The sequence below is a fragment of the Pseudomonas sp. S3_A03 genome, assembly GCF_054668275.1.
This window is the reverse complement of sequence record NZ_CP162753.1, coordinates 5630571-5642250: the sequence shown is the minus strand read 5'-3', so window position 1 is coordinate 5642250 and position 11680 is coordinate 5630571. Positions and strand designations below refer to the sequence as shown.

Sequence of the window (11680 nt, the reverse complement as noted above, 5' to 3'; positions counted from 1 at the left end):
GCTCCATGGCCTGACCGGAATGTCGTAAGGCTACTCCCAACCGCGCAAGAATGCCCTTCCCAATGAGATTTCCATGAAACGTTTCGTTCTGCTGGACACCACCCCGATCCCCGACAACGGCGGTGCCTTGTGCCTGTTCGAATACGGTGAGGATTTTGTCATCAAGATCCAGGGCGGTGATGGCGGCCAACTGATGAACACGCGCATGCACGGTTCCGAAGACGCGCTGGCCGAAATCCCCTGCCGCAAGGTCGCTGGCCGCCCGGCTTCACGGGTGCTGATCGGTGGCTTGGGCATGGGCTTTACCCTGGCGTCGGCGCTCAAGCATTTGGGCAAGACCGCCGAAGTGGTGGTGGCCGAACTGGTGCCCGGCGTCGTGGAGTGGAACCGTGGCCCACTGGGGAAAAATCCGGGCGCCCGTTGCTCGACCCGCGCACGGTGATCCGCCTGGAAGACGTAGCCAAGGTGCTGCAAGCCGAGCCTCAGGGCTTTGATGCGATCATGCTCGACGTCGACAACGGCCCCGAAGGCCTCACGCAAAAAGCCAACAGCTGGCTCTACTCCGCCGGTGGCCTGGCCGCCTGCGCCAAGGCCCTGCGCCCCAAGGGCGTACTGGCGGTGTGGTCGGCCAGCGCCGACAGGCTGTTCAGCGAAAAACTGCGCAAGGCCGGCTTCAAGGCCGAGGAAGTGCAGGTGTTCGCCCATGGCAACAAAGGCACCCGGCACACCATCTGGATTGCGGAAAAGCTCAAGGGCTGAGCACAACACTGAAGATCAATGTGGGAGCCAGCCCCCTTCCACATTGTTGATCCCTGGTCAGTTATGGGAATTGCGGTAGTCGATCACGTACGGGATTTTCTTATCGAAGGTCTTTTCCAGTTCATCGCGGTCCAGCTGGGTCATGCCGCCCAGTTGCTGGGCGGTGAAGCCGCTGTTCCCGACCTGTGCGCCCGGTGCCAGGCTGACCATGCGTTTGGCCACCGCTTCGATAGCGTCCCTGTAGCCGCTTTTTTTGTTCAGGTCGTACTGGCCCAGATCCATTTGCGTGCGCAGCCAGTTGCCCCAATAGAACTCCAGAAATTCCGGTGCGACCTCCCCCGCGTCCGGCTTGCCGTAGGCAGCCTTGCGGGTGAAATACACCAGGCTGCGAAAGGTGTCGTCCTGCAAGTTCTTGAACCCCAGGTGCGCCGGCAGTTGCCCGGGGTGCAGGGGTTGCCCCTGATTGTTCTTGAGCCAAACCTTGCGGGCCGCTTCCATGCGTTGCCAGAAGGTGGCGAGGTCCGGGCTGTTGCTGAAATCGTCGGTGACCTTGACCCACATTTTCAGCTGCGGGCCACCACCGGGGGCTTCCCATAATGTGGTGAAACTGTGATGACCGTCGGTCAGGTACAACTGGCCTCCGGGGCCGACAACCACGGTTTTCATGTCCTCGGGGTGCGCGCCTACCGGGTCTTTGCAGGTGAAGCTGGTGGGCTGGAGCAGCTTGGCGTTCTTGGGCACCTTGTCGGCCTCGCCCTGACCGTTGGTCTCGCAGTATTCATCGAAGGCTTTGGTAGGTTTGTCGGCAAACAACCCGAGGCTGTAATAGATCTGGTCGAACCCGACCACGGCCTGGGTCGGGTGCAGTTGCTCAAGGGCGACCTCGATCACCTGCCCGGGCCTGGGCGTCGACAACGCCTGGGCCTGAGCCGCCAGGGCGCCGAGTAGCAGTGCAAGTATCCAGGTGTACCGGCGCATAGGGTTCAGCTCCTGATGAATTGAATGAACTGATACTACAAACGCGCGCCGGCGGCTAGAATCAAGCTTATCCGTGACCCACCAGACAGCCAGGAGCCATGATGAGCTCGACCAACCCGCCCTCCCACACCGCCAAGCTGGACCGCATCCTCGCCGATGCCCAGCGCGACCGGGAAATGGGCTATCGCGACAAAGCCCTGAAGATGTACCCCCACGTATGTGGCCGTTGCGCCCGTGAATTCGCCGGTAAACGCCTGAGCGAACTCACCGTTCACCACCGTAACCACAACCATGATGACAACCCCCAGGACGGCTCCAACTGGGAATTGCTGTGCCTGTATTGTCACGACAACGAACATTCGCGCTACACCGACCAACAGTACTTCGGCGAAGGCTCCACCAGCAGCCCGACCATTGCCAAGGCCACGCACAACCCGTTTGCGGCGTTGGCCGGGTTGATGAAGAAAGACGACTGAAGAGGCCCTTGCGGCCTCATCGGGAGCCAGCCCCCTCCACACGTTGATGGGTGAATACGTTCAAACGGTGGGAAGGGGCTGGCTCCCGAGAGCGGTGGCCCAAGCAATACATCACCTTCAGGCCGTATAATCGCCGCTTTTCTCCAAGGCACCTTCCCCCGTGGGCAATAAACGCTACAGCTGCATCGGCCTGTATAACCCCAAATCTCCCGAAAACGTCGGTTCGGTCATGCGTGCCGCCGGCTGCTACGGCGTGGCCTCGGTGTTCTACACCGGCGTGCGCTACGAGCGCGCCCGAGACTTCATCACCGACACCAAGAAGGTCCACCACGACATTCCGCTGATCGGTATCGATGACCTGAAAAAAATCCTGCCCCTGGGCTGCATCCCGGTTGCGGTGGAGCTGGTTGAAGGCGCCCGCCCGCTGCCCGAGTACACCCACCCCGACCGTGCGCTGTATATCTTCGGCCCGGAAGACGGCTCGCTGGATAAAGAGATTCGCGACTGGTGCGAAGACGTGGTGTACATCCCCACTACCGGCTGCATGAACCTCGCCGCCACCGTCAATGTGGTGCTCTACGACCGCATGGCCAAGGGCAATAACACCCGCTCGGGCCCCAAGTACTGAGTTTTCGGGAACATCCGGCTCTCGCCGACAGTCAGCTACTTACACTTGCCCTTGTTGGAGACAGATTATGAGCGACAGCAAAACCGTGCGACCTATCATCGAACCCGCGCCACTTCAGTCCCCACCCACGCAAAACGTGCATGGCTGGGAGCGCATCGGCTCGGTGGCCGGTGGCGTGATGATGGTGGGCAAAGGCCTGCGGCGTGGCGGGATTTTCGGTTTGATCCAAGTGGCGATCGGCGGCGTGGCGCTGGCCCGTGGTTTTACCGGGCACAGCTCGCTCAAGGATAAGCTGGAGCAGGGTCGCCAGGAAATGAACAGCGTGCGTACCAAGATTGAGCGCGCGGGTGAAGAGTTGAAAAACTTGAAGACCAAGGCGGAAGTGGCGGCTGAAAAAGCGGTGAAGACCACCGGCTGACCTCGGCCTCCAGACTATTGGAGATTCCAATGTGGGAGGGGGGCTTGCTCCCGATAGCAGTGTGTCAGTCAATACATCAGTGACTGAACCACCGCTATCGGGAGCAAGCCCCCTCCCACATTTCGTTTTGTGCAGGGCTACGAATCAGCGCAGGAGTTTGGAATCGAGCACCACCGACGATTCGCCCAGGATGCTCTCGGCCAATTGAACGAAGCCTTGGGTATTGACGCTATCGGCCCGCATCACCGCCTGCGCCAAATCGTCCAGCGAGCGCTTGTTATGGGTTTTCACGCGAATCTCGCGGTCCAGCTCCTGCATCACCAACACCGCCCGTGACACCGTCGCGCCGCTGACGTGTTCGCCGCGCAGGGTGGTCACGTCCTGGCCTTCCTGGCCAAGCGCACCTGTATCGCTTTATAGCGCTCATCGGTGATGCCGCCGGCACGCCGCAGCAGATCGATGGCGTAGTACTGCGCCAATCCTTCGCTGATCCAGTCACTGGTGTCGTGGTCGTTGAAACGGCCAATGGCTTGCACCACTTCACGCATCAACGGGCTGCTGCCGTTTTCGCTGACCAACGGCGTGCGGCTGTTGAGGTAAATCGAGTCATGCGCCGCAAATGCGCCACGGCGCATCGGGTCACTCGCCCCCACCACCAATAGTTTGCCCGGATGGCGCGGGAACACGGCTTCCACCTGCGGCCAGACGAACGTCAGCAACGTCAGCACATCCATGCGATGCATGGCCTGGCCCTTGGGCGACGCCACGGTGACTTCGGTTTCGCCCAGGCGCACGCGGCGGCTGCCGAGCGTGCCGGCGAGCATCCAGCCGGTGGGGCGGTCGAACAGGCGGGACACGTTGTCGATACGGAACTTGTTTTTGCCGATGCGCGGCCAGGCGGTTTCGATGCTTTTCCAGCCGGCCGGCAGTTCGAACACCAGCCGCGCGACCAACTCGACGCCGTCCTGCTGGTCCAGCCGCGCGCCAGGCACCAGGTCTTCGCCGCGAAACAGCGCCCAGCCCGGGGTGATACGCGCTTCATAGCTGCCCGGCTTGAGCGCCTGGGTCAGGCGTACGCGGTAGCTGAGGCTGGCCTTGTCGGCGCTGGGCTGCCACACGCCGCGGCTGCCCGTGACCTGCCACCGGCCGTCGGCCTTGAAATCGCTGTAGCGACCGTCGCGGCCAAGGTCGAAGTCCAGGCTGCGCACCGCCGAGCCCTGGGCCAGGCTCACACGCACCTGCGCCTGATCGCTCTGGGGCAGCAGCTTGACGTGATAGTCCAGGTCGACTTTGTTGGCGCACCAGGCCGGAGCGCTCAGCACCAGCAGCACCAGGCCTGCCGCCAGCCGGGTTCCCAGCTTCATACACACTCCTTGTTCAGCCCGCGCGGAAGATCAGGTAATCCTCCCAGTCGTCTTCGGGCACGCTGCCTTCACTGAGCATGCGCCCGGACTGGGAAATGCGTTCGTGGTGCACGGCGTCGCGGTCACCGCAGACCAGGTGGTGCCACAGCGGCAGGTCCTTGCGCTCGCTGACCAGACGGTAGCCGCAGGTGGGCGGCAGCCATTTGAACTGGTCGGCCTGGCCTGGGGTGAGCTGGATACAGTCGGGGACCGAGGCGCGCCGGTTGGGGTAGTCGGTGCACTGGCAGGTTTTCAGGTCAAGGAGTTTGCAGGCGATTCGCGTGTAATAGACGCTGTTGTCCTCTTCATCCTCAAGTTTCTGCAGGCAGCACAGGCCACAGCCGTCGCACAACGACTCCCACTCCTCCTGATCGAGGTGTTCGAGGGTTTTGCGTATCCAGAAAGGTTCGACTTTGGCGGCCATGGTTCTACATCAGTATCGGTAGGTGAAAAGGTCGCCAGTCTAGTACCCAAGGCCTTCGGAACCAAGTGCTTACGACTGGCGGCGTTACAAGACTTGTCAGCCCAGTGGGCGCGCAGTAGCTTGGAACGCCGAATCGTCCTTCAGGAGCCGCCCATGAGCGCCAATCCACGTGTTGCCGACCACTCGATCCACACTCAATTCACCGACCGCTGGTCGCCGCGCGCGTTCACCGGCGAGAGCATCCCGAAAGACACCCTGCTGAGTTTCTTCGAAGCCGCACGCTGGGCGCCGTCGGCCTATAACTCGCAGCCATGGCGTTTCCTCTATGCGCGCCGCGACACGGCAGACTGGGCGCGTTTCCTGGGCCTGCTCAATGAATTCAACCGCGGCTGGGCGCAGCATGCGTCGGCCCTGGTGATCATCGCCTCGAAAACCGACTTCATCGCTCCGGGCGCCACCGAAGAAACCCCGGCGCTGTGGCATACCTTCGACACCGGCTCGGCCTGGGGGCACCTGGCGCTGCAAGCCAGCCTCAGCGGCTGGCACACCCACGGCATGGCCGGCTTCGATCAGGACCTGACGCGCAAGGAGCTGAAGATTCCAGACGGTTATGCACTGCATGCCGCCGTGGCGATTGGCAAGCTGGGAGACAAGTCGACCTTGCCGGAGTACCTGCAAGATCGTGAAGCGCCAAGCCCGCGCAAGCCGTTGAGCGAGCTGGTTTGCGAAGGTGACTTCAGCCTGTAGGCCTCCCACATTGGTATTGCGTCGTGTCAGTAACCCCGTGCGAAATCAACTTCCCCGCGCAGCGTTTCCTTGGTCCGGTAGGCACGCAGGTTCTGTAAAAACAACTCGACCATCATCGGCGGCGACGTCGGCGCGGAACTGTGCCCGGTCAACAACAGGCCCCAGGCGGTCCAGAACGGGTGGCGCTGCGGCAGCGGTTCCTGGCGGCACACGTCGATCACCGCGCCGGCCAGGTGCCCTTCTTTCAATGCCTCGACCAGGTCGGCATCGACCACCGCCACACCACGGCCCACGTTGATGAGCAAGCCCGTCGGCTTGAACTGCTTGAACAGCGCGGCGTTATACACATCGTGGGTATTAGGCGTGTTGGGCAGCAGGTTGATCACGTAGTCCACCTCCCCTACCAGCCGGCCCAGTTGTTCGAGCCCGGCCACTTCGATAAAGGGTGCTTGCTCGCGCGCGGTACTGGCGATGCCGTACAGCTTCACGCCAAAGGGTACGAGGAACTCGGCGACGCTCTGGCCGATATCGCCCGTGCCGACGATCAACACCTTGCGCCCCGCCAGGCTCTGGCCCGTGCGGTTGTCCCACTTGCGTTCGACCTGGCTGACCAACCGCGCCAGCACTTCGCGCTCATGGCCCAGCATGTAGGTGAGGACAAATTCGGCCATGACCTGGCCAAAAATGCCGACCGCGCGGGTCAGGCGATAATCGCGCGGCAAGCCTTCGGCCAGCAGCGGCGTAATGCCAGCCCAGGTCGATTGCAGCCATTGCGGACGATGGCCCTGGCGCAACAGCGTTGCCAACAGGTCCGGCTGGCCCAGCCACACCGGGCAATCGGCGGCCAGGCGCGACAGTTCGGCCGAGTCGCCGCTGGTGAGCACCTCAAGGTCCGGCGCCACGTCGTTGAGCAATTGTGCGTAGAGCGGGTGATCCTGTTCAGCAATCAGAACGCGCATGGTTCAAACCTTTCAAAAACAGTGCAGACGGCCGCCCGCATCCTTACGGCCACCGCCCACTAATACGATTTCATTGAAGCAGGTGCCCAGGACAGAGCACCGGTCGATCACATCGGGTCGTTGCGACGCAGCAGCTCTTCGGGCAAGTGTTCGATGTACTCGTCCTCGGCCGGCGGCATTTGCAGGTGGTAGCCCTGCGTGTCGAGGTTTTCCAGGACCACGGCGATGTCTTCGCGCGACAGCTTGCGCTCGGGCGTCAGCACCATGTCGAACGCGTGGTGCGGCTTGCCGAAGGCGGCCATCAAGGGCTCGGGCACGCGCTCGAGGGCATCGCTTTTGAGCACGTAGAGGTACATGCCGTCTTTTTCAAGCTGCGATAGATGGAGCAGATACGTTTCAAGGCTGTTCTCCGGCAGTGGCCAGGCTGTCGAGCAGCGCCTGGCCCATCAACTCGCGGCGCCAGCCACGCAGCGAGTCTGGCAATTGGTAAGGCCCATCGGGGTAGCCACTTTTAACCAGGGCTTCGAGGGTTTTCTTGCGCAGCATCAGTTCCGGCGCCATGTCCAGGCGCTCGGCGAACGTTTGGCCCAGGGCACGCAGTTGCTTGATCAGCGCGGCGGCATCCACCGGCAGCGGTTCAGCCACGGCGGGCGGCCATTGGTCCATGGGCAGGCTGCCGGCACGTTTGATCAAGTCCAGCAGGAACTGGCCATCCTGGCGCACGGTGCGCGGGTGCATGTCTTCGATCTTGCCCAGTGCGGCGAGGTTGTCCGGCTGGGACTTGGCCAGGGGCCACAACGAGTGCTCGCGAACGATTCGGTTGCGCGGCAGGTCGCGGGCGCGGGCTTGCTGCTCGCGCCAGGCGCACAGCTCTCGCAGCACGGCAAGTTGAGCGCGGGACAGTTTCCAGGCCAGCTTGGCGTCGCGGTACACCTCGTACGGGTCGACTTCGCGGCGCAGGTTGGCCACCAGTTCGGCACCGTCCTCCAGCACCCAGGCGTATTTGTCGTCGGACAGCTGCGGGCGCAGGCGAATGTAGACCTCGGCCAAATGCACCGCGTCTTCGGCGGCGTAGCTGATTTGCGTCTCGGACAATGGCCGCTGCAACCAGTCCGAACGCGTCTCACCCTTGGGCAGTTCGATGTCGAGCACGGCTTGCACCAGGCGCGAATAGCCCATGGAAAAGCCGAGGTTCAGGTAAGCCGCCGCCAATTGGGTGTCGAACAACGGCACCGGCAGGCTGCCGGTCAGACGCAGCAAGACTTCGAGGTCTTCGCTGCAGGCGTGCACCACCTTGATCACCGCTGGGTTTTCCAGCAGCGCGGCCAAGGGTTGCCAGTTGTCAATGGTCAGGGGATCGATCAGGTAAGCGCGTGCGCCATCGCCGATCTGGATCAACCCGGCAATGGGATAAAAGGTGTCGACCCGCATGAATTCGGTGTCGAGGGCGACGAATGGCAACTGCTGCCATTCGGCGCAGTGCTGGCCGAGGCTATCGTTGTCGCAGATCCAGTGAATATCGATGGCCACACGGCTCTCCCTTGAAGAATGGCGCGCAGTATATATCGCGAAAGGGACTTGCGAGCATCCACAGTGCACAGGCAACCATGAAAACTCAGACAGGAGACGAAGAATAGCCCTACAGGGGATGGTTATCCTTTCTTACGCAGCACGTAGACACGCCACAGCGCGGAGCCCGGAATGAATTCCTGGTAATTCAGGACTTTGAAGCCGGCCTGGCGAAACTCATCGTCCACCGCCGTACGCGAGTTGACGGAGACAATCACCGTGTCGCGGCTGACCCGGTGAAACTCGCGCAGCAACGCCAGTCGCCCTTCACTGCTGGGCACATGACGAAACAACTCCAGGCAGAAGATGCAATCCACCGCATTCGCCGACAGACCAATGGAAAACGCCGAGCCCTGAAAGGTCTTGATCCGCTTGAGCAATGCCGCCGGGTGATGGGTACAGGCGTGATCGAGCATGGCCTGGGAGTTGTCCGACGCCAGGATCACCCGGTTGACGTGCTCGGCCAACACCGGCCAGAACCGCCCCGCGCCGCAGGCCAGGTCGAGGATCAGCCCCGGTTCGCCGGCCACTTTGAGCGCCTGGCGTACCAACCACTCGTCGCGCCACGACGCCAGGCGGCGGCGTAGCCCAGGCGGGCGCGTGTCGCCGCAGGCCCTGGCGTGTTCGCGGTCACAGCGTTCGGCGTATTCGATCTCGATCGAGGAGGGAGGTTGTGGCGACATCATCGGCTCATAAGGGTTAAACGGGAGTGAACGACCTTGATTCGCAGCTTAACCACTGCAACGTGAAAAAAGGTCGAAGCCATCACGCCCGTTGATCGGCTCAGGCCTGATGCAAATACCAACGCCAATCCTGCTCCCCCACCTCACCCATGAACTGGCGATATTCAGCACGTTTGACCGCCAGGTACACGCCAAGGAACTCGCTGCCGAATGCCTCCCTGGCCCAGCTGGAATCTTCCAGCGCGCGCAGGGTGGTGAGCCAGTCGGTGGGCAAAAGGCTCTTGGCCTGGGCGTAACCGTTACCCTCGACCGGCGCGCCGGGGTCGCATTGTTCGCGGATTCCCCGGTGGATGCCGAGCAGGATCGCGGCGGCGGCCAGGTAGGGATTGGCGTCGGCGCCACAGATACGGTGCTCGATGTGCCGGGAGCTGGCCGGGCCGCCCGGCACGCGCAGGCTGACGGTGCGGTTGTCCACCCCCCATGTGGCGGCCAGGGGTGCGTAGCTGTTGGCCTGGAAGCGCCGATAGGAGTTGGCGTTGGGGCAGAACATCAGCAGCGAGTCGAGCAACGTGCCGAGCATGCCGCCCACCGCATGCCGCAGCAGCGGCGTACCGTCGCCGGCCTCGCTGGCGAACAGGTTGTTGCCCTCGGCATCCGCCAGGCTCACGTGCATATGCATGCCGGTGCCCGCCAGGTCGTCGAACGGCTTGGCCATGAAGCAGGCGCTCATCCCGTGCTTGTGGGCCACGCCCTTGACCAGGCGCTTGTAGCGCACGGCTTCGTCCATCGCCTGCAGGGCATCGGCGCGGTGTTGCAGAGTGATTTCCACCTGGCCCGGGGCGTACTCGGAAATCGCCGTGCGCGCCGGAATGCCTTGCAGCTTGCAGGCGCTGTAGAGGTCAGCGAGGAAGGGTTCGATCTGCTCCAGTTCGCGCAACCCGTAGACCTGGGTCGAACGCGGGCGACCGCCGTCGACATCCCGCGCCGGTTGGGGGCGGCCGTTGCCATCGGGTTTCTGGTCGAGCAGATAGAACTCCAACTCGGCCGCCATCACCGGGTAATAGCCGTCGGCCTTGAGCGCGTCGATTACCCTGGCCAGCAAATGCCGAGGGTCGGCCACGGTGGCGGGCAGGCCTTCAGTGGGGTGCATGCTGACTTGCACCGCGGCGGTCGGGATCAGGCGCCAGGGCATGCGTTGCAAACTGCCGCTGATCGGGTAGGCGCGGCAGTCGATGTCGCCCACGTCCCACACCAGGCCGGAGTTTTCCACGTCGTCGCCATTGATGGTCAGGCCCAGGATGGTGCTGGGCAACGGGCGCCCGCATTGATACACCGCCAACAGTTCATCCCGGTGCAGCAACTTGCCGCGCGGTACGCCGTTGTTGTCGAGGATGAACAGCTCGAACATCTCGATGTCGGGGTTGTGCTCAAGGAAGGATTGGGCTTCGTGCAGGCTGGCAAACACACTCATGGCGGTTCTCATACGGTTGCGGCTGGCGGGCGCGCGGGCGCCGCCGGGCAGATGCGCACAGGCGCGCGTCATCCATGGGGTAGATCAACGTAGGAGAGAGGTGTCTGGAGGGCGTGCATGCCGACAGTGAAACAACGCCCAGAACGCCAGCGTGGACGGCAGTGTCGCAAGGTGCGTATCAGCGGAACCGTCCATGGGCGAATCACGGTGAGGTACAGGCCCGCAGCGTCACACGCCTGGGCAGGCGGTTAAATTCAGGGGATGCCGGAGTGTGGTTGCAACCCGGCTAAACATTCGCCGCGCCTTGCCACCCTGCCCCGCGCTGGAAATAATGGCTGCCCCCGACCATGCCCCAAGGACTCGACCGCATGAAAGCTCCGCTCGCCCTGTGTGTACTGGCAACCCTGGCCACCAGCGCCCTGGCCGACACCGCCCCGTCGCGCCTGGATGAAGTGCTGCAACGCGGCACCCTCACCGTGTGCACCACCGGCGACTACAAGCCCTATACCTCCCTGCGCGCCGACGGCACCTATGAAGGCATCGACATTGCCATGGCCGAGTCCCTGGCCAAGAGCCTCACTGCCAAGCTCATCTGGGTGCCCACCACCTGGAAAACCCTGATGCCGGACTTTCTTGCCAAGCGCTGTGATATCGCCGTAGGCGGTATTTCGGTGTCGCTGGAGCGCCAGAAAAAGGCGTTCTTCAGCCAGTCTCTCGGCGAAGACGGCAAGATCCCGCTGGTGCGCTGCGCCGATGTGCAGCGCTACCAGACCGTCGAACAGATCAACCAGCCGCAGGTACGGGTGATCGAGCCGGCCGGCGGCACCAACGAAGTGTTCGCCCGCGCCCACCTGGGCCAGGCGCAGATCCGCCTGCACGACAACGTGACCATCTTCGACGAACTGCTCGCCGGCAAAGCCGATGTGATGATCACCGACGCCAGCGAAGCGCGTTACCAGCAAAAACTCAAGCCCGGGCTGTGTGCGGTCAACCCGCAGCGGCAGATGCAGTACAGCGAAAAAGCCTTTTTGCTGCCGCGCGACGATATGGCCTGGAAAAGCTATGTCGACCAGTGGCTGCACCTGAGCGTGGCCACAGGCGAGTACCAAGCCATCGTCAAGCAGTGGCTGGCGGCGCCTTGATCAACGGGCACGCGGCGCGGCGG

11 protein-coding genes and 3 pseudogenes are annotated in these 11680 nt (G+C 62.8%); 6 read left to right on the top strand and 8 right to left on the bottom strand.

The features are described from left to right. Positions 1 to 73 precede the first annotated feature (73 nt). Positions 74 to 759: pseudogene (locus AB4O25_RS26030) on the top strand (spermidine synthase). 57 nt (positions 760 to 816) lie between these two features. Here AB4O25_RS26030 and AB4O25_RS26025 read toward each other — a convergent pair. After that, positions 817 to 1737: a ParB/Srx family N-terminal domain-containing protein gene (locus tag AB4O25_RS26025; RefSeq protein ID WP_460150150.1), complete on the bottom strand. Its 921-nt coding sequence runs from the start codon at positions 1735 to 1737 to the stop codon at positions 817 to 819. Between the two features lie 101 nt (positions 1738 to 1838). Here AB4O25_RS26025 and AB4O25_RS26020 point away from each other — a divergent pair, with 101 nt between their 5' ends. From AB4O25_RS26020 to AB4O25_RS26010, 3 genes are all read left to right on the top strand, one after another. After that, the gene (locus AB4O25_RS26020; protein WP_003210675.1) at positions 1839 to 2213 is read left to right on the top strand and encodes a YajD family HNH nuclease; all 375 of its coding nucleotides are present in this window, start codon (positions 1839 to 1841) and stop codon (positions 2211 to 2213) included. A gap of 160 nt (positions 2214 to 2373) precedes the next feature. Then, positions 2374 to 2841, top strand: coding sequence for an RNA methyltransferase (locus AB4O25_RS26015; protein ID WP_017526685.1), 468 nt, complete (start codon positions 2374 to 2376; stop codon positions 2839 to 2841). Positions 2842 to 2908: 67 nt separating this feature from the next. Further along, positions 2909 to 3259, top strand: coding sequence for a YgaP family membrane protein (locus tag AB4O25_RS26010; RefSeq protein ID WP_017526686.1), 351 nt, complete (start codon positions 2909 to 2911; stop codon positions 3257 to 3259). A 144-nt stretch (positions 3260 to 3403) separates the two neighbouring features. Here the strand turns inward: AB4O25_RS26010 and AB4O25_RS26005 are convergent. Next, positions 3404 to 4623, bottom strand: a pseudogene (locus AB4O25_RS26005) (hypothetical protein). Between the two features lie 13 nt (positions 4624 to 4636). Then, positions 4637 to 5086 (bottom strand): YcgN family cysteine cluster protein, encoded by a 450-nt coding sequence (locus AB4O25_RS26000; RefSeq protein WP_016971382.1) that lies wholly within the window; start codon positions 5084 to 5086, stop codon positions 4637 to 4639. 153 nt (positions 5087 to 5239) lie between these two features. Here AB4O25_RS26000 and AB4O25_RS25995 point away from each other — a divergent pair, with 153 nt between their 5' ends. Continuing rightward, positions 5240 to 5833 carry a nitroreductase family protein gene (locus tag AB4O25_RS25995; protein WP_065877066.1) on the top strand — a complete coding sequence of 198 codons (594 nt, stop codon included), beginning with the start codon at positions 5240 to 5242 and terminating at the stop codon, positions 5831 to 5833. Positions 5834 to 5859: 26 nt separating this feature from the next. Here AB4O25_RS25995 and AB4O25_RS25990 read toward each other — a convergent pair whose 3' ends face one another. The 5 genes and pseudogenes from AB4O25_RS25990 to AB4O25_RS25970 form a co-directional block, all read right to left on the bottom strand. After that, a complete protein-coding gene (locus AB4O25_RS25990) occupies positions 5860 to 6792 on the bottom strand; it encodes a D-2-hydroxyacid dehydrogenase (RefSeq protein WP_065877067.1) in 933 nt (310 codons plus the stop codon). A 107-nt stretch (positions 6793 to 6899) separates the two neighbouring features. Further along, positions 6900 to 7192 (bottom strand): annotated as a pseudogene (locus AB4O25_RS25985) (YcgL domain-containing protein). Next, positions 7189 to 8322, bottom strand: a complete 1134-nt coding sequence (gene rnd, locus AB4O25_RS25980; RefSeq protein ID WP_017526691.1) for a ribonuclease D — start codon at positions 8320 to 8322, stop codon at positions 7189 to 7191. Before rnd ends, AB4O25_RS25985 begins: the two are co-directional and overlap by 4 nt. Before the next feature lie 122 nt (positions 8323 to 8444). Continuing rightward, a complete protein-coding gene (locus AB4O25_RS25975; RefSeq protein ID WP_017526692.1) occupies positions 8445 to 9044 on the bottom strand; it encodes a class I SAM-dependent methyltransferase in 600 nt (199 codons plus the stop codon). 100 nt (positions 9045 to 9144) lie between these two features. Beyond that, a complete protein-coding gene (locus tag AB4O25_RS25970; protein WP_068934963.1) occupies positions 9145 to 10515 on the bottom strand; it encodes a glutamine synthetase family protein in 1371 nt (456 codons plus the stop codon). A 368-nt stretch (positions 10516 to 10883) separates the two neighbouring features. On the opposite strand from AB4O25_RS25970, the gene AB4O25_RS25965 reads away from it, so the two are divergent. Continuing rightward, positions 10884 to 11657, top strand: coding sequence for a transporter substrate-binding domain-containing protein (locus tag AB4O25_RS25965; RefSeq protein WP_026067168.1), 774 nt, complete (start codon positions 10884 to 10886; stop codon positions 11655 to 11657). Positions 11658 to 11680: the final 23 nt, after the last annotated feature.

Excerpts from the sequence above, each read along its gene's own strand:
- AB4O25_RS25965 (WP_026067168.1), top strand. The coding sequence starts at position 10,884 with ATGAAAGCTCCGCTCGCCCTGTGTGTACTGGCAACCCTGGCCACCAGC.
- AB4O25_RS26025 (WP_460150150.1), bottom strand. The coding sequence starts at position 1,737 with ATGCGCCGGTACACCTGGATACTTGCACTGCTACTCGGCGCCCTGGCG.
- AB4O25_RS25995 (WP_065877066.1), top strand. The coding sequence starts at position 5,240 with ATGAGCGCCAATCCACGTGTTGCCGACCACTCGATCCACACTCAATTC.
- AB4O25_RS26020 (WP_003210675.1), top strand. The coding sequence starts at position 1,839 with ATGAGCTCGACCAACCCGCCCTCCCACACCGCCAAGCTGGACCGCATC.
- AB4O25_RS26000 (WP_016971382.1), bottom strand. The coding sequence starts at position 5,086 with ATGGCCGCCAAAGTCGAACCTTTCTGGATACGCAAAACCCTCGAACAC.
- AB4O25_RS25970 (WP_068934963.1), bottom strand. The coding sequence starts at position 10,515 with ATGAGTGTGTTTGCCAGCCTGCACGAAGCCCAATCCTTCCTTGAGCAC.
- AB4O25_RS25990 (WP_065877067.1), bottom strand. The coding sequence starts at position 6,792 with ATGCGCGTTCTGATTGCTGAACAGGATCACCCGCTCTACGCACAATTG.
- AB4O25_RS26010 (WP_017526686.1), top strand. The coding sequence starts at position 2,909 with ATGAGCGACAGCAAAACCGTGCGACCTATCATCGAACCCGCGCCACTT.
- AB4O25_RS25975 (WP_017526692.1), bottom strand. The coding sequence starts at position 9,044 with ATGTCGCCACAACCTCCCTCCTCGATCGAGATCGAATACGCCGAACGC.